The 15,349-nt window shown below is 69.7% G+C and carries 15 protein-coding genes and 1 pseudogene; 10 read left to right on the top strand and 6 right to left on the bottom strand.

The features are described 5' to 3' along the window. Nucleotides 1–22 precede the first annotated feature (22 nt). Nucleotides 23–174: pseudogene (locus tag ACIQMV_RS33825) on the bottom strand (DUF6207 family protein); the annotation flags it as partial. Nucleotides 175–484: 310 nt separating this feature from the next. On the opposite strand from ACIQMV_RS33825, the gene ACIQMV_RS33820 reads away from it, so the two are divergent. From ACIQMV_RS33820 to ACIQMV_RS33805, 4 genes are all read left to right on the top strand, one after another. Then, on the top strand, nt 485–721 hold the full coding sequence (locus tag ACIQMV_RS33820; protein WP_402597019.1) for a hypothetical protein: 237 nt from the start codon (nt 485–487) through the stop codon (nt 719–721). Nucleotides 722–1,701: 980 nt separating this feature from the next. Then, nucleotides 1,702–2,325: a hypothetical protein gene (locus ACIQMV_RS33815; RefSeq protein WP_402597018.1), complete on the top strand. Its 624-nt coding sequence runs from the start codon at nt 1,702–1,704 to the stop codon at nt 2,323–2,325. Further along, nucleotides 2,322–2,690, top strand: coding sequence for a transcriptional regulator (locus tag ACIQMV_RS33810; RefSeq protein ID WP_402597017.1), 369 nt, complete (start codon nt 2,322–2,324; stop codon nt 2,688–2,690). The genes ACIQMV_RS33815 and ACIQMV_RS33810 overlap by 4 nt, the downstream gene beginning before the upstream one ends. A 388-nt stretch (nt 2,691–3,078) precedes the next feature. Further along, entirely contained in the window at nt 3,079–3,282 is a 204-nt protein-coding gene (locus ACIQMV_RS33805; protein WP_402597016.1) for a hypothetical protein, read from the top strand. Between the two features lie 443 nt (nt 3,283–3,725). On the opposite strand, the gene ACIQMV_RS33800 is transcribed toward ACIQMV_RS33805, so the two are convergent. Further along, nucleotides 3,726–4,901: a PP2C family protein-serine/threonine phosphatase gene (locus ACIQMV_RS33800; protein ID WP_402597015.1), complete on the bottom strand. Its 1,176-nt coding sequence runs from the start codon at nt 4,899–4,901 to the stop codon at nt 3,726–3,728. 507 nt (nt 4,902–5,408) lie between these two features. Between ACIQMV_RS33800 and ACIQMV_RS33795 the strand changes: the two genes are divergently transcribed. Continuing rightward, nucleotides 5,409–5,876 carry a hypothetical protein gene (locus tag ACIQMV_RS33795; RefSeq protein ID WP_402597014.1) on the top strand — a complete coding sequence of 156 codons (468 nt, stop codon included), beginning with the start codon at nt 5,409–5,411 and terminating at the stop codon, nt 5,874–5,876. Between the two features lie 134 nt (nt 5,877–6,010). Continuing rightward, on the top strand, nt 6,011–7,756 hold the full coding sequence (locus ACIQMV_RS33790; RefSeq protein ID WP_402597013.1) for a S8 family serine peptidase: 1,746 nt from the start codon (nt 6,011–6,013) through the stop codon (nt 7,754–7,756). Here the strand turns inward: ACIQMV_RS33790 and ACIQMV_RS33785 are convergent. The 3 genes from ACIQMV_RS33785 to ACIQMV_RS33775 form a co-directional block, all read right to left on the bottom strand. Beyond that, the gene (locus ACIQMV_RS33785) at nt 7,727–8,671 is read right to left on the bottom strand and encodes a hypothetical protein (protein WP_402597012.1); all 945 of its coding nucleotides are present in this window, start codon (nt 8,669–8,671) and stop codon (nt 7,727–7,729) included. The genes ACIQMV_RS33790 and ACIQMV_RS33785 overlap by 30 nt on opposite strands. A gap of 424 nt (nt 8,672–9,095) precedes the next feature. Continuing rightward, nucleotides 9,096–9,503 (bottom strand): ATP-binding protein, encoded by a 408-nt coding sequence (locus ACIQMV_RS33780; RefSeq protein WP_402597011.1) that lies wholly within the window; start codon nt 9,501–9,503, stop codon nt 9,096–9,098. A 270-nt stretch (nt 9,504–9,773) separates the two neighbouring features. Then, on the bottom strand, nt 9,774–9,953 hold the full coding sequence (locus tag ACIQMV_RS33775) for a hypothetical protein (protein ID WP_402597010.1): 180 nt from the start codon (nt 9,951–9,953) through the stop codon (nt 9,774–9,776). A gap of 100 nt (nt 9,954–10,053) precedes the next feature. On the opposite strand from ACIQMV_RS33775, the gene ACIQMV_RS33770 reads away from it, so the two are divergent. From ACIQMV_RS33770 to ACIQMV_RS33760, 3 genes are all read left to right on the top strand, one after another. Further along, a complete protein-coding gene (locus ACIQMV_RS33770) occupies nt 10,054–11,127 on the top strand; it encodes a hypothetical protein (RefSeq protein WP_402597009.1) in 1,074 nt (357 codons plus the stop codon). A gap of 677 nt (nt 11,128–11,804) precedes the next feature. Then, nucleotides 11,805–12,629 (top strand): lipase, encoded by an 825-nt coding sequence (locus ACIQMV_RS33765; RefSeq protein WP_402597008.1) that lies wholly within the window; start codon nt 11,805–11,807, stop codon nt 12,627–12,629. 36 nt (nt 12,630–12,665) lie between these two features. Then, nucleotides 12,666–13,562 carry a GNAT family N-acetyltransferase gene (locus ACIQMV_RS33760; RefSeq protein ID WP_401783179.1) on the top strand — a complete coding sequence of 299 codons (897 nt, stop codon included), beginning with the start codon at nt 12,666–12,668 and terminating at the stop codon, nt 13,560–13,562. Nucleotides 13,563–13,879: 317 nt separating this feature from the next. Here the strand turns inward: ACIQMV_RS33760 and ACIQMV_RS33755 are convergent, their stop codons facing one another. Further along, on the bottom strand, nt 13,880–14,098 hold the full coding sequence (locus tag ACIQMV_RS33755) for a hypothetical protein (RefSeq protein WP_402597007.1): 219 nt from the start codon (nt 14,096–14,098) through the stop codon (nt 13,880–13,882). A 148-nt stretch (nt 14,099–14,246) separates the two neighbouring features. Between ACIQMV_RS33755 and ACIQMV_RS33750 the strand changes: the two genes are divergently transcribed. After that, nucleotides 14,247–14,924 (top strand): helix-turn-helix domain-containing protein, encoded by a 678-nt coding sequence (locus tag ACIQMV_RS33750; RefSeq protein ID WP_390727705.1) that lies wholly within the window; start codon nt 14,247–14,249, stop codon nt 14,922–14,924. Nucleotides 14,925–15,349: the final 425 nt, after the last annotated feature.

Genomic DNA, 15,349 nt, shown 5'->3' with positions numbered 1-15,349 from the left:
TCCAGCCCCGAGCAGTATCAGCCTAGGACGCCGCCCGGACCCGGCACGAGCAAGGGCTGGTGGGCGCCCTCGGTGCTATGAGTCGAGTGTCTGGCGCGCGTCCAGGTAGCAGCGCAGCCGCACTCCGGGCTGCCCCGGATCCTGGGTCGTACGGTCCGCCGTCGCGGTCGCCCACCAGGTGCCTTCAGCGCGCCTGGCCCACGCCCTGGCCCTCGTTGGCGTGAAGGAGAAGGGGTGAGCGGGGTGGGTGGTGCGGATGCAGCTGAGGACCGGGGCGCCTCACCTGGTTGCGCGTCGGCCAGGGCTGCCACGAAGGCGTCAGCGCTACGCCCCGTTGCCGTCATGGTCGGGGCGACCACGACCCCGACCATGAGGCCGACCATGCCTCCGCCCCCGCTGCTTGCAGCCCCGACCATGGCTGGGCGGCCTGGGAGGCGGCGTGTCCGAAGTGACAGCGAAATCGAACAAGCGATCTAATGCCGGTATGGACGCGACCGACTTCCCCGACGACCTGGTCCAGGTGCAGCACGCCTGGAACACCACCTACGACGCGCTCGCCGCGCCCCGCCCCCGCGACACCACGGCGCTGCGCCGCCGCCTGCTGCGCCTGTCCGTACGGCTGTGGGGGCACCCCTACTGGAAGACCGTCCCCTCGGCGTCGGCGGCGCGCACCCAACTGCGGCAGTTGACCCGTGCTCGGGGAGTCGTCCGGGCCGCATGACGGGCCGCCGGGTGACCCTGGTCGATCAGGGGCACCACGTTGCGACGTGGGTTGCGCCTACGGTTGCGCTATCTGTTGCGTCTCCTGTTGCGCGGCCCGAAGAACCGCTTCCGCATCTATGCAGGTCACCACGCGGTTTCGGCCTGGTCGGGTCTCTGACATCCCCGTTGCGGCCGCTTTCGCCCAGACCTGGCTGGAGTTGAGGGAGAAGGGATGGGCGGCGTGGACGCGGCCGGGGATCGGTGCGCGCTCGCCGTGGTAGCGCGTCGGTCGGGGCCGCCGCGCCGCCGGTAGTGGCGACGCCAGGCGGGAGGGAGACACCGGCCGGCCGGTTCCGGCTGGCGCCGCCTAGATGCGCGCCGATCGCCGTGCCGACACTGGCCGCCGAAGTCGGCGACTGCCTCGCCGACGCCTGCAGCATCACACCTGTGGCTCTGGTCGCCAACCTGGATGACACCATCACCGGGGCGGTGATGTCGCCGCCGGATTCGGGCTCTGGTCGACAACGGCCGAGGTATGGGCGGCCCCTGACCAGGGCGTGGACGGGGCCGCCCAGTCCCTGCCGTCCTGTCACGGAGCAGGGCACTTCGACGTTAGAGCTCGGCGTCAGTCGGAGCCCTGTTCGATGAGTCGTCCGGGTGAGCTCCGCGCTACGCCGTCCGAGGATGCGCTGGCAGAAGCGGTGCGGACGTTGGGTGGGTGCGGCAGGGCTCTTCTGTGCGGCGCCGCTTGGCGCCGCACAAAAGGAATCCCGCGTTCGGGCGAGGTGGTCGGCGAGCTCGCGCTCGAGGGCAGCCTGAGGGTGGCGGCGAGAGCCATGATCCATGCTGCGGTGTCGTCCGGGTCCAGGGCGGGGTCGATCTGGCCTGGTGCGGCCGCGTTTTGCAGCAGGGTGGTGATGGTGGACCGTTCCTCGTCGTTGTCGCGGCTCAGCAGCGCTTCAAGAGCGCGGCACCTGGTTCCCCCTCCTGCTGCTCGGCGTGCTCACGCTGGGCGGAATCCTGGTCAGCCGCTTCACCTTCAAGGTCGAGACCGTTCCCTGCCCGGCGGGCGACGCCGCGGCGGGCGGCGGCTGCACCCTGATCACACAGGGCTCGCCGGTCTACTGGCCTGTCGGACTCGCCCTGGCCTACGCCGCGACAGCGTTCTTCTACATCCGCCGCTCCCACAACCGTGGCGTCGGCACCCCGGTCCGGCCGTACATCGTCACCGGGATCGTCCTGGTCGGCCTGGTGACCGCCACCGCGTTCTGGAGCCTCCGTCATGGGATGCCGCAGCCGGGCGAGAAGGTCGACTTCTGGGGCCTGCACCTCGATCCGACGTCTGGGGTGATGAGGTTCCTCGAACGACTCGCCGGAAACGCCATGGCCGTCGGGCTGCCGCTGCTGGTGCTGTCCTGGGTGGAGCGCAGCCTCGCCCTGGTGCTGCTCACTGCGGTGTACCTGGCCATCGAGCTGGTGCCGCTCACCACCGGCTGGACGGGGATCTCCTTCACCTCGCCCTGGTCCTTCTTGCCCCACTTCGCCGTCCCCGGTGTGCTCCTCCTGCTCGGCGCCCTCGGTTTCGGCCTGGCCGAGATGCCCCGTGGGCGCAACGTGTCATGACCGATCAGCCCGAACAGCACCCCGTCAGCGGCCTGGATGACGTCGTCCACCAGCGCGTCCGCCTCGGCATCCTCACCGTCGCCCACCAGGCGCGCCGGGTCGAGTTCAGCTTTCTGCGCACGGTCCTTGGCCTCACGGCCGGAAACCTCAGCCAGCACCTGGCCGTCCTGGAGAAGGCCGGACTGGTCGACGTCGAGAAGGGCTACGAGGGCAAGCGCGCCCGTACCTGGCTCTCCCTCCCTCCCGCCGGCGACCGCGCCCTGCAGGACGAGGTCACCCAGCTCAAGCGCCTCATCCACCAGATCGAACAAGGCAGGCCAGCCCCCGGAGTCCTGATCCGGACCCCTGCCTGGAGGAACGGGTGACATGCACGATGTGCAAGATCGAGTTCACGTTCCGATTGCCGCCCACGTCGAGGCGATGTCGCCGCGCCGGGCCGTGGCCCTCGCCGGAGGACAGCGTGATGCCTGGGTGCCCAGGGTGACCCGTGTAGCCATCTTTATCTTGGTATATGCGGTTTTTTCGCTCTTCTTAGGACAGCTTCAGGCGGTTTTCATGATCGCGGGTCATTCTCTTTTCCGTGACCGAGAGCTTTCACAGTGGCGAGGACGTCGGCGGTACCGCTGGACCCATCGAGCGTTGGCGGCGATGGGTCTCGGCTTCGTCATCCCGATCGGCACTGTCAGGTCTGACGTGGCGAAGTTCCGCTTTGGCTTCTGGGCGCCCTGCCGGGCGATGCGTAAGGAGTGCGACATGAGCAAGCTGGTTCTGCACGAGGTGACCGCTCCCGTCGGCCCCGCCGCAGTCCCCGTGGTCCCGGAGGCGTACGAGATCCACGCACCGGCGAGGCGGGTCCCGGATGTGTCGGTTCCGCACCTGATGGGCTTGCGTACCAGCGCGGCGCGCCCCCACCGCCGCAAGGTGCCGCTGAGCCGTCTCGCCCCGGCGCTGCGCTGAGTCGAAGTTGCTGGCTCGGCTGCGGGCGCTGATCCGACGCACCCTGCGACGAGGTGTCGCAGGGCGCCGCACAGCACGGCTGCGAAGGGGGGCGCCCCTCAGGCTGAGTTCCCGCAGCTTGCGGCGCGCGCCCTGCCGCCGGTGCTTGTGTTCCCGCTGCCGAAGCCACTCCCGGACACCGTCCGCTGGCGGCGCGGGCAAGCCCAAGGTGGCCTTGGGTAAACCCGCGTTGTTGGTGCCGGTTGGAAGGCTGGTCGGATGAACGGTGATGAGCAGCTGCTGCGCGGCCGGGCCTCGCAGCAGGGGCGTGAGCTCCGTCGCGCAGCCGCACAGATTCCCCGGGCCGCGGCCCGCGCAGGGTGGGCCGTTGTCCGCAGAAACGGTCTGGCTGGCCAAGGTAGATCGCCAGTCGTGTCTCCTCGCAGGTGCCCCGTGTCTTGGGCTCAGTCGGTCGGTTGATCGTGGAGGTCAGCGCCGTGTGTCAGGGGGCTGACGTGGAGACGGGTGTGTGGCACGGGCGTGCGCTGGATGACGAGGATGGCGGCGTCATCGCCCAGGGCCCCGCCAGTGTGGGCGAGAAGATCCTTTTCGAGGCGCTGCACGAGTGTCTTGGGACTGTTCTTGGTCCACTGGGCGACCCGCTCTTCCAGCGGGTAGAACGCACGGCTGCTGTCGCGGGCCTCTACGACACCGTCGGTGTAAAGGAGCAGGGTGTCACCGGCTTGGAACGAGAAGTTATGCACGTCGTAGGTCGCCGGCCTCAGTCCGTACATGCCCAGCGGGGGCGCTGGGGCGGGACTCGTTACGGGTGTCACGTGATCGTGCCTGATCAGGAAGGGCGGCGGGTGCCCGCAGTGCACGACCCGCGAGACGGGGCTGTGATCGGGGATCTCCAGTAGTAGCGCGGTGATGAAATGCTCCTGGACCTCCCCGTCCGCCTGCGGGAAGCCGGTGAGGTAGCGGCAGACGCTGCGGTCCAGCGCCTCCGCGAGGGCGGGAAGCGTGGCGTGGTGGTGGGCGGCCTCCTGGAATGAGCCGAGCAGCGTGGCCGCCTCTCCAACCGCGTCCAGTCCCTTTCCCCGCACATCGCCGACGATCACACGCGTACGGTCCCCGGTGCGCGCCACCGCGTACAGGTCGCCGCCGATGCACGCCTCCTTCTCGGCTGCCAGGTATGAGGATGCGATGTGCAGGGGGCCGAGCCGGTCGGGCAGTGGGTGCAGCAGGGCTCTCTGGGCGGCCTCGGAGACGGACCGTACCTGGGCCAGTTCCGCCGTCCGCCGGTCGCGGATGAAGCACACGATCATGGCGAAGACCGAGAGGATGGTGAGCGCGATGACCTGCGAGATGTGGTTGGTGGTGGCCAGTCCGCCGTGGAGCTCAGCGGTGACGACCTGGGTTCCCACCGCCAGTGCCCCGATCAGTCCGGTCAGCCGGTAGCCGCCGAATGCGGTGGTGATGGCAGGGGCTACGACGAGTAGCGGGCCAAGTTGGACGGATTCCGGGGTGCGGATGTCTGCGAGGGTGATCGCGGCGATCAGCACCAGCGGAATCGCCACCAGCGCGTGGCTCGGCTGCCACAGCTGCCGTGGATGGGCGAGGCGCTGCCCGAGGTTCATCTTTCCAATGTGCACCATCCGCTCGGAAACCATCCCTGCACGGATGCACGCCTGCCTATGAGCGGCTCAAGCGCCTGGAGTACGCCCAGGCGTCGGCAATTGAGTTCTGGGGCTCTGGGAGGGACTACAGGCGGACGATGATCAAGGCGATGCCGTCGTCTCCGCCGCCGCTGACGCCGAGGCGGGACAGCATGGTGTCAGCGAGCTGAAGGCGATGCACAGGTGCCCGCCGAGGGAACTGCACGCCGCTGGTCCTCAAAGCCCCTGCCGCCGGCGGCAGACAGTGAGGGTGTGCCGCGCCTCCACCACTTCCAGCAGCAGCTCATCCTGCCGTGTCCCCGGCCGGTTCGCCTGTTGCCGGATCCGATCGGGGGATTACTCCTCCTGAGCGGCTCGCCCGATTGCGGGCGGAGAGGCGTCGCCATAGCTTCGGCGCGTCGGGATCATCCCAAAAAGCCAACATCATCCCTTGTGTTGGCTTTCCTGTGGCATCGAAATGGAGCATTCATGTCGGTGATGACCGGTACCCCGCCCCTGCAGCAGTTCGGCCAGCAGGCCGGCGGTCAGCAGCAGATCGCTCAGGTGGTCCAGCAGGCGATCCAGCAGGCCTGCCAGCAGGCGAGCCAGCAGGTCGCGCAGCGCATGCAGCAGACGCTGCAGCAGATCCAGCAGGTCCAGCAGCAGCTGCAGCAGCAGGGCCTGGCCCACCAGGCCCACCCGTACCTGGCCGTCGCGCTGCATCACACGCTGCACGAGGGCGTCCGGCAGGCTGTGGAGCAGTCCGTGCAGCAGGCGCTGCCGACCGCGATCGTGACGCTGCTCCAGCAGAGCCAGCAGGGTCAGCAGCAGTGGGGTGGCGGCTTCGGCCAGCAGCCGTTCGGTCAGCAGCAGTCGTTCGGCCAGCCTTACCCGCAGCAGTACCAGCAGCCCAGCTTCGGCTTCGGGCAGATGGGTCAGCCTTTCGGCATCGGCTGACCTAACGCGGCCCCGTTGTGCGGTGTGCCCCGGGAGCGATTCCCGGGCACACCGCACAGCCGTGGAGGCTGGAGCTGCCCGTCATCCGGATCAGAAGCACAAAAACCGACGTAGGCGTGGTGAAGGTGGACGTGATGGTCAAGGACAGGCCCGGAAACAAGCCCGGAAGTAACCGCGAGAGTGAATCCGAGGGCGCGGGGGCCGGCGGGCCGGGTCGCAAGGAGGAGGCGGCGCCACGCAAGAAGGGCGCGCCGTCACCGGTCGCGGTGCAGCCGCGCCGGCAGCGGTTCATGGCAGCCCCGCTGCCGCAGCATCTGCTCCCGCCGGGAGTGCCTGAACTCGGCATGGATGCGGTGTGCGACCGGCTGGAGAGGATGCCCGAGGTCACGGTGGTCCGCAGACTCACCCCGTCGGGGAAGCTGCAGTCGGCTGGAGTGCAGCCCTCCTGCCCCGAACTCGTGGTCGTCGAGGCGGCCGAGGCCCAGGTGCCAGCGATGCGGACGCTGCACGTGCACATCGAACCGGACCTGCCGCTGTCCGCAACTGGACCCGCAGCCATGCCGGCCGCAGGGATGCTGCCGCTGCGCGACCCGGGGCTGGTCACGCTGCGGGACAAGCCGGTGGAGATCTCGGTGCGCGTCTGCGGTCCGGACGGTGAACCGCTGGTCGGCGCAGGGGTGTTCCTGATCGGGGCTGCCTGGCCGAGCCAGGGCATCACCGCTGCCGACGGGAAGGTCACCCTCACCCTGGCGACCGAGACCGCGCAGTCCCTCCAGTCCCTGTACGTCCGGCCCGCGGGCGGATACACCGACCGCTGGATCCACCGCCCCGACCTGTCGGAGACCCAGGACAACCTCGTCACCCTCACCCCGCTGGCCAAGGTCTACCCGGAACTGGAGCAGCGGCAGAGTTACGGCTGGGGCCAGCAGGCCATGCGGCTGGACCGGCTGCCGCCCACGTTCCGCGCCTTCGGCATCAAGATCGCCGTTATCGGTACTGGTGTCAGTGCAGAGCACCCGGACCTGAAGCAGCGGGTGCGCTCTGGCACCGACCTCGTGCGCGGCACGAAGGACGGCTGGGCCCACGACCCGGTCGGCACCGGTACCCACACGGCCGGCATCATCGCCGGCGCGGACACTGGCAAGGGCATCATCGGCATCGCCGTCGAGGCCGAACTCGACGTCTGCCAGGTGATGCCCGACGGCCACTTCAGCGACCTGATCGCCGCCCTGGACCACTGCATCGAGCGCGAGGCAGACATCGCCCACATCCAGGTGGCAACCCCGTACCCCTCGGCCCTGGTTTCCCGCAAACTCGCCGACGCCACCGCGGCGGGCATCGCCTGCATCGCCCCGGCAGGCGACACCGGCGGACCGGCCGCCTTCCCCGCCTCGCTGCCCACCGTCTTCGCCGTGGGCGCCCTGGGCGCCTTCGGCACCTACCCACCCGACACCTCCCAGGCCACCCACACCGGGCCGCAGTTGACACCCGAAGGGCTGTTCGCCGCGCCGTTCAGCTGCCACGGCCCCGCAGTGAATGCGGCCGCCCCCGGCGTGTCAGTCCTCTCCTGCGCCCCCGACGGCGGCTACACGGCTCTCGACGGCACCAGCACCGCCTCCGCCCACGTCGCGGGCCTGGCCGCCCTCGTTCTCGCCCACCACGAGGACTTCCACGGCCAGCTGCTGCCCCGCGGCCCCGGCCGCGTGCAGCACCTGTTCGAGATCATCGCCGCCAGCTGCCGCCCCCTGGCCGCCCCGGGAACACTGGACGCGGCCCGCACCGGGCGCGGCCTGCCCGACGCCCTCATCGCCCTCGGCCTGGCCCCCGGCACGCAGCTCGCCCCAGCCCTGTCACCCTTCGCCCCCTCCATGACCGGGTAGGACCCTCCCGCGGCCTGCAAAGCCGGATGGCACCCGTCCCCGAGGCAGGGCGGGTGCCATCCGGCTCCAGCGGACGTTCCAGTCCGGCCGCGTCGCGTCGACTTCGACACACGTGAACCCAGGGCGCGCCTCGTGCTCGGCGCTGGCGCCCACCGGGTAGACGGCCACGGTGTCGGACCAGCGGAATCCGTGCTCATCGATGTGATCGCCGCGATGCTGCGCTGCTCGGATGCACTGGCGCGGGCGCTCGTCGTGGCCGAGGTGCTGTGCGGAGCACTGGGCAGTGACGAGCAGCTCGGACTCGTCCACGCCGTTCCCGTTGGCGGCCTGCGGGTTCTGCCCAGGGCGAACGACGTTATCGGCCGCGGCCGCAGAGTCGTCCAGGAGGTCACGCCGCTCGGCGCCTGCGGCTCGCTCAAGGAACATGGTGGAGCTATGGGAGGCCTCCCATTGGTCCGCGAGCCGGTAGGCCCGGCCGGCGGCTGCCTGGGCCCGGCTCTCGGCGCCGTCGGCCCAGACGACGCGGGTGGCGCCGTCGTGGCCGTGGACGGACAGCATTACGTCGAGGCTGTCCCACATGGCAGTCGACGGCCGCTCACGCCAGCGGAGGACCACCGTGCCGTCCGGCCACTGCACACCATCGGCCACATCCCCAGGCCCAGAGACGCCCGTGATGTCCCGGTCACGGCGGAGGACGAACAGGCGGGGTGCCGGGCCGCCTCGGGGTCGTGCGTTATGCGACATGGGGGTGTCCTTCAGTGCGTGGGTTGGTCGGGTTCGGAAGGGACCGAGGATGCCGATAGTCCGACAAGTCTCCAGGTTGTGGCGTCGCTCGTGGCGTTCCTCGCGCACTTCGAAGAGGCGCGAGTAGGCCAGGTAGACGAGGGCGGCGACAGTGAGCAGGCTGATGACCATGGCGAAGGCCCGCGCTGGTCTTCCTGATCAAGTCCGTGGCGACCAGCGAGCCGCGTGCTGGGAGTGCAACTGCTCATGTAGCCGCGAACGTCATCCCGGCAGCTCGATCCTTGCGCCGCGAGACCGTTCACAGGCAGCGGGTGCACCATCGCCCAACGGAACTGCGCGTTTTGCGGGCGACGGGCTCCGGGGTCATGGGCGGGTGGCTGGCGGCAGACGTAGGGCGAGGAGGGCTACAGGCGCGCACTCCATGCAACGTCCGGTTCGGGATGCGCCTCCCTCTTTTCCCGCCCACGCACGGGCGAGAACGGAGATCCCCATCCTGCCCGCTCCCCTCCCGATTACGTGGACCACCGGACTGTGCGGCTTTCAGGCATGGTCCGGCAGCGGGGCACAGGCGTAAACGGGGAGCTGCAGGCCAAGATCACAGCTGGAGCGATGCATGGTGGGAGGTAAGGGCTTGGGGGCATCGGAAGCGGACGAAGATGATCTTGCCTCCGTGTTTAACCGGAGCAACGGTCACTCCGCCTCCGTACAGCTTGGCGAGGTCGACAACCGTGCGTAGCCCCTCGCCTGCGTCCGTGCGTGTTGTGGGTGGCATGTGCGGGTCACGGTCCGCGACACCCACCACCAGGTGATCGGCACCCACCGTAATAACGACTTGTGCGCTGGGAGAGCGATCATGTGTGTGCCTCACCGCGTTCGTGACCAACTCGCTGACGACCAGCAGCACCGCGTCCACCAGAGCGGAACCCGGCGCGACGTCCCACTCCGCGAGCGCCGCCTGCGTGGAGACGCGTGCCTGATGAACCGATGCCGGCTCCGTCGGCACGCTGAAGACGCGGTGGCACGGGCCCAGAGGTAGTACCTGCGGCTCGGCCGTCGTCGCTCGGCTGGACCACCTCATGACGCTCTACCTTCCTGTTCGGCGCGCCTGTCGGACCGCAAGACGGCCGAACCGCGTAAAGAGACCCGGCCGCCAGGGATTCAGGCCGATACCTTAAAAAAGCGGGCATTATTCGCATACCCGCTGTACGCGCGGTCGTATTCAGGTCAGGCGCCCAACGACAGTGGCGAGTGCACGGGCCCGCCCGCCTTGCCGCTACACCTCGATGTAGGCGACCACGGCGACGGTCTGCAGGGCGGTGACGCAGTTGCCGCCGGGCTGCTCCTTGAGCGCCCCAGCGATGTCGTCGCCGTCGATCGGGCGACTGTTGTACCACTTTGCGATGCTGTAAGGGGGCGCACTCGGGTGGCTGGCTCGCCAGGCGATCTTTGGCAAGCTTTCGCAGGATGGGTTTAGGTTGCCCGGCCGGAGCGGCGGATGGTGGGCGCTTTTCGTCGTGCGCGGCACCATGCCGCCCGGAGCTCAGGAGCAGAACATGGCAGGGAAGACGGATGTGCTGATACTGGCACTGAAAGATGCCCGTGACGCCCATGCTGCGGTCGTCGACCGGTTTTGGACGGGTGTGGCCCTCACCCCGCCGGGCACCGAGCGGCAACGGCTGGAAAGCCAGGCGAGCGAGGCGCAGTACCACGTCGGGCGGATCGAGGCCCGGGTGCGCGAAATGCGCCCGCCCCGTGGGCTGCTGTCGGCCGCCGGGCAGCTGACGTGGATGGTGACTCGCGGTGTCGTGCGGGCGGGCGTGCTTCCGCTTCGGGCGGGGGTGTCGGCCGTGGCGGGGAGGGTGCGTGGTGTGAGGCAGGCTGGTGAGCTCCGGCTGCTGAGGGCCGCCGTGGACGAGTACACGGCCGCAGCCCGGGCGCTGGCGACCTGCCAGACAGGCAAGGACATCGCCGAACGGCTCAACGACCAGGAGAGTGCCGAGTTGCTTGCCGTGCTGGGGCGGCAGGACGAGGTGCTGCTGGAGACCAGCGAGGAGAACCTCGCCCGACGGGCCAGGGCCGTGGCTGCGGCGGCGACCGAAGGCCCCCGCCTGGCGCGGGGAGAAGTCGCCGAAGGCCGCAGCCTGCTGCAGGCGATCACGCGCCAGGTGCGGGCGGCCACGGCCCAGCTTCGGGCACTGCCCCAAAGGGTCACTGAGCGAATGAAGGGCCCGACTGGGGGAGCCTGGCGGGAGATGCCCGCCGCCACCCGTGTGGCCGAGAAGGTGCAGGGCGCCATGGCCCGCGAGGAGGTCCTGCCCGTCCCCGGCTTCAGCCGGCTCGGCGTCGCGGAGATCCAGCAGCGCCTGCGCGGTCTGTCCCAGACGGAGTTGACGGTGATCGAGGGCTACGAACGCGCGCACGCGGGCCGCCGCGGGGTACTGAACACCATCGGGCATCTCCGCCAAGCCGAACCCTGGGCCGGCTACGACGCGATGGACCCGGAACGCATCAAGAGGCACCTGCACGACGTGTCCGACGACGTGGTCCGGCAGGTGCTGGAGTACGAACAACATCACCAGCACCGCAAGCGGGTCATCTCCGCAGCTCGGACACGTCTACCCGTGTAACGCTGTGCTGTGGGGCCCTGGACGGTGGGAGCGAGGCGGCGTGCGGCTCGATCTCCCGCAACCATCCCGGCGCCCCGGGTGCCCACACCGCCCGGCACAGCGCCAGCGCGTCCTGTCCGAACACCACTGCCAGCCGGTCCCGTTTCGTCTTCGACGAGGGCCTGGTCTCGCCGGCACCCCCGAGATCCATCGGCGGGTGGGGTGGCTGTGTCACCGTCTGACGTCTGAGGGAGTCGTTTCGAGCCGACTTGGGGAGTCATTCCTTGCTTGCGATCGTGATCGATGTCAGTGACTTTTGATGTCACTCGGCCTCGATCACGTGGACATTGGCCTGGTCCTCGATGGGCGGTGTGGCACGTATCCGCGCGGCCTGATTGGGTGCCTTCGGCAGCCCGGGATGCCCGAGGAGGCGCAGCCTGCGGGCGTCTGGGCGGCCTTCTTCCGAAACAACTCCCGGAGGTCACGTACAGAGCCAGCAGGGAGCATCCAGCGTGACACAGGGAACGGCCACCGTGGCAGGGGAATCCAAACGGGAGCGCGCAACGTTGTCTATATGGGGGTGTGTGGAGAGAAGGTGAACGGCTACGGGCATTCCTTTTGGACCGCATCTGTCGGTGCCGGGGCTGTCACCGGTACGCGGTGTGGGTGTCGAGGCAAGCAGGGCTACCGGGCGGCTGGTGCGCCTTCCCCTCGATGTGGCTGCGGGGGGCGTCGGCCTGCTGACCGGGTATCTCGGTCGTGCTCTGCCGTGGCGGGGGGCGGTCCGGGGCGAACCGTCGGCAGATGGGGATTTCCCCGTGCTGTTGGTGCATGGGCTGGCGGACAGGGAGTCGGTCTGCGCGGCGCTGCGGCGGGGGCTGGGCGGCCTCGGCGCGGGGCCCTTCATCACGGTGAGCTATCACGCGCTCGGCCCGGACGTCCGCGCGGCGGCCCGGGTTCTGGGCGAGCAGGTGGAGCTGGCCAGTGCTCGCAGCGCCGGGCGGGCTGTGGTCGTGATCGGGTACAGCCTTGGAGGGCTGATCGCCCGCTACTACGTGCAGCGGCTCGGCGGGGACTTGCAGGTGCCGCTGGTGATCACGCTGGCGACGCCGCACGGCGGGAGCGCCGCGGCCCTGCTGGCACCGCCGCATCCGCTTCTGCGCCAGCTACGGCCGAGAAGCGACCTGCTGGCCGAACTGGCCGAGCCGGCCGTGGGGTGCCGTACCCGGTTCGTGGCCTTCTACAGTGACCTGGACGAGGTGATCATCCCGGCCACCAGGGGCCGCATCGACCACCCAGACCTCGAGGCATGCAATGTGCTCGTGCCCGGCGTCGGGCACCTGACCCTCCCCGTCCACCAGCCGGTCATCGACCAGGTGCGCTCGCTGCTCACTGCGGCCCAGCAGGCCACGTCCGCCGCAGGCCTCCCACACGGCCACACCTTCAGTGTGAATGGACAGCCTCACGGCACAGCCGAGGTTCTTCGTGACAGCGGGAGGCAAACGGAGGACCCTGAGAGGTAGCCGATAGGAACGTCAGCACGTGTGCGGACGGACAGCATGGCTCTTTCGCGTAACCCCAAGGGCGCGCCGACGGTACGCCCGTATTGCTCCCAGGACGAACCGGGTGTGCGACAACTGATCGATGCCGACCGGCTGCCGGGGCAGCCGCACTGCACCCCGGAGAAGCTGGCCGCAGCGCGGCACGGTCCTGTCCCCTTCCCCCTGGCTGGCTGGACGGTACCGACTCGGCCGCGGATCAGCGTTCTGGCCGATGCCGAGGACCGCCCCTACGGGATCATCGCGTACTTGTCCTGGACCGATGTGCGAACCGGTCTGATCTGCTGGGTCCACGCCCACGAGGAACCGCCCGCCCTGCGCGCCCTGATCGGCCACGCTCTTGCCGCACTTACCGACTGCACCTGGATCGATGCATTCGTGAGTGCTCCGCCGGGTCCCCTGGGTCCGGGCGGCCTGCCCTGCACCCGACGCGGCGCCACCCACGACGCCCTGGTGCAGACGGGCTTCACCGGCCGCTGCCAGGGCTGCTACCTGCACTGCGTGCTCCCTGCCGAGCCCCCGCCCGCCAAGCTGGTCGCCGATGTCTTCCCCTGCGACTACCCTCCGGGCCACCGCCTGATCATTCGTGAGGCCGCCGAACCGGTCGCCGAAGCCGTGGTCAGCGTGGAACCCGACCGCACCGCGACCGTCTACTGGATCGAGACCCTGCCCACCCGCCGCCACCGCGGCCTGGGCCACAAGCTGCTCAGCCAGGCCCTGGCCCTGCTGGCCGAGCAGGGTGCCACCGAGGTCGCTCTCGTCCTTGACGACGCCCAGCAGTCCGCCTCCGAGAGCCGGGCCGCCACCCGGCTCTTCCGCTCCTTCGGCTTCACCCTCGTCGACCAGCTGTGGACCTACCAGCACCCACGCCCCCAAGCCGCGCGGCCCGGCGCGTGAGCCCGAGGGTGTGACGGGAGCCCTGACAGCCAGGAAAGGGGTGCGGCACCGACTGGCCCGCCGACCGAGGCCGGTCAGCCGCAGCCTGGGCGATGCGGGCCACCGAGGCGCCCGAGGCGGTGCAGGCAGCGCGGAGTTTGGGTCGTCCTGCTGCTGGTCCTGGTCGGCCTGCTGTTCATCGGCGCGCTCGGCTACGCCATTTACCGCCACCCGCAGCTCACCCAGCCGTTCATCGTTGCCCTGGCCGGTGCGACGGTGCTGGTCGCCATGGTGGCCGCCGTTGCCAGTGCCGCCGTCCGGTGAGCCCAGGTGGTCGATCACCTGCTCGGCCTCGTCCGGGGACGGTCGATCTTCTGGGCAAAAAACACTCTGGCGGCTTTGAGGATCTCATTCGCCCGCTTCAACTCGGTCTTCTCCTTGCGGAGTTGCATGAGTTCCTCGCGCTCGGCGGTCGTGAGCCGGTCGTCACGCTTGCCGTGGTCGGCCTCGGCCTGGCGGACCCAGCCGCGCAGAGCCTCCTTAGGGCGCTCCCGCACGCCCGGGGGAGGGGGGTCGTCCGGCCCAAGCGGACCGCCACGAGGCCGTGCATGCTGGATCTACGGGGCAATACCGGAGACCTTGCCATGGTGAACCGGCGGCAGGAACCGGCCGCTGTGGGGAAGCCCCGACGAGGAGTGAGGGACCATGGCCGAACAGACACCGCCGTATGTCACGGACCAACCTCTGCAGGGCGACCTCGGACGGCGCATCGAGCGGCGGCGCAGGGAACTGGGACTCACCCGGGAGGAAGTCGCGTTCCGTGCCGGCATGGCCCCGAGCTATGTCGCGCACCTGGAGCAGTACAGCACGGCGGCACCGGAGGCGGGCACCCTGCTCCGGCTGGCCGGAGCCCTGCGGACCACTCCGACAGAACTCGGCGGCGGAAACGTCGACCTGCCACCCGGTATCGGACGCGCCGCTTACAGTCCTCGCCTCACCGAACTGAACGAGGAGGAGTGCCGCAGACTGCTCTCGACGCACGGCGTGGGTCGCCTGGCGATACCCACCGAAGCCGCACCGGTCGTCGTTCCCGTCAACTACTCCGTCGTCGACGACGCCGTCGTGTTCCGGACCCGGGCGGACTCGGTGCCCACCCAGGGACGCGATCGCGAGGTGGCCTTCGAGGTCGACCGCGTGGACGACGCGTTGAGTCAGGGCTGGAGTGTCCTGGTATGCGGGCGCGCCGAAGCCGTGACCGACCCCGACGCCGTACGCCGCTTCGCCGAGCTCGCCTACAGCGAGCCGTGGACCGGAGGGGAACACGACCTGTGGATGCGGATCGAACCCACCGCAGTCACGGGGCGCCGCATCGACACGTGGTGAGCTTCCCCGGCAAGCGCCCGAACAGGTCCGCCGCATGAACCTCCCGTCACCGTCGGCCCGGCAACTCCCGAGCTTCGCCGCCGAATGGGCCGCCGCCAGGCCCCGCGCCGATGACGGGAGTCGCCGCACCACAACGAGTGGTCCGCGTGCCCCTGGGGCCGGCCCAGCCTTCCGTAAGTCGGGCGAACCGGCGTCTGCAGCGACGGGAGACCTGTGCGGCCCTCGATGAGGCGGAAGCCGGACTCGACGGCTTCCGCACAGGGGTGCCGCCATTGGCCGCCTTCAGCGGCTCGCCGCAGTGCCTGCACCGGCGCACGAGGGGCTGGCGGCGTTTCGGTCTGGCGGTGCTCCAGTAGAAGGATTAGCGTAATCCGCAGAGCAGTCGTGGTTCCGAAGTCGTTCGCCCGTGGGTCACCTTGCCCGCG

The organism is Streptomyces sp. NPDC091412, from assembly GCF_044756885.1.
Lineage (GTDB): Bacteria > Actinomycetota > Actinomycetes > Streptomycetales > Streptomycetaceae > Streptomyces.
This window is presented reverse-complemented; position numbering and strand designations above follow the sequence as displayed.

Excerpts from the sequence above, each read along its gene's own strand:
- ACIQMV_RS33795 (WP_402597014.1), top strand. The coding sequence starts at position 5,409 with ATGTCGGTGATGACCGGTACCCCGCCCCTGCAGCAGTTCGGCCAGCAG.
- ACIQMV_RS33785 (WP_402597012.1), bottom strand. The coding sequence starts at position 8,671 with ATGGTCATCAGCCTGCTCACTGTCGCCGCCCTCGTCTACCTGGCCTAC.
- ACIQMV_RS33750 (WP_390727705.1), top strand. The coding sequence starts at position 14,247 with ATGGCCGAACAGACACCGCCGTATGTCACGGACCAACCTCTGCAGGGC.
- ACIQMV_RS33800 (WP_402597015.1), bottom strand. The coding sequence starts at position 4,901 with ATGAACCTCGGGCAGCGCCTCGCCCATCCACGGCAGCTGTGGCAGCCG.
- ACIQMV_RS33790 (WP_402597013.1), top strand. The coding sequence starts at position 6,011 with ATGGTCAAGGACAGGCCCGGAAACAAGCCCGGAAGTAACCGCGAGAGT.
- ACIQMV_RS33805 (WP_402597016.1), top strand. The coding sequence starts at position 3,079 with ATGAGCAAGCTGGTTCTGCACGAGGTGACCGCTCCCGTCGGCCCCGCC.
- ACIQMV_RS33820 (WP_402597019.1), top strand. The coding sequence starts at position 485 with ATGGACGCGACCGACTTCCCCGACGACCTGGTCCAGGTGCAGCACGCC.
- ACIQMV_RS33760 (WP_401783179.1), top strand. The coding sequence starts at position 12,666 with ATGGCTCTTTCGCGTAACCCCAAGGGCGCGCCGACGGTACGCCCGTAT.
- ACIQMV_RS33770 (WP_402597009.1), top strand. The coding sequence starts at position 10,054 with ATGGCAGGGAAGACGGATGTGCTGATACTGGCACTGAAAGATGCCCGT.
- ACIQMV_RS33810 (WP_402597017.1), top strand. The coding sequence starts at position 2,322 with ATGACCGATCAGCCCGAACAGCACCCCGTCAGCGGCCTGGATGACGTC.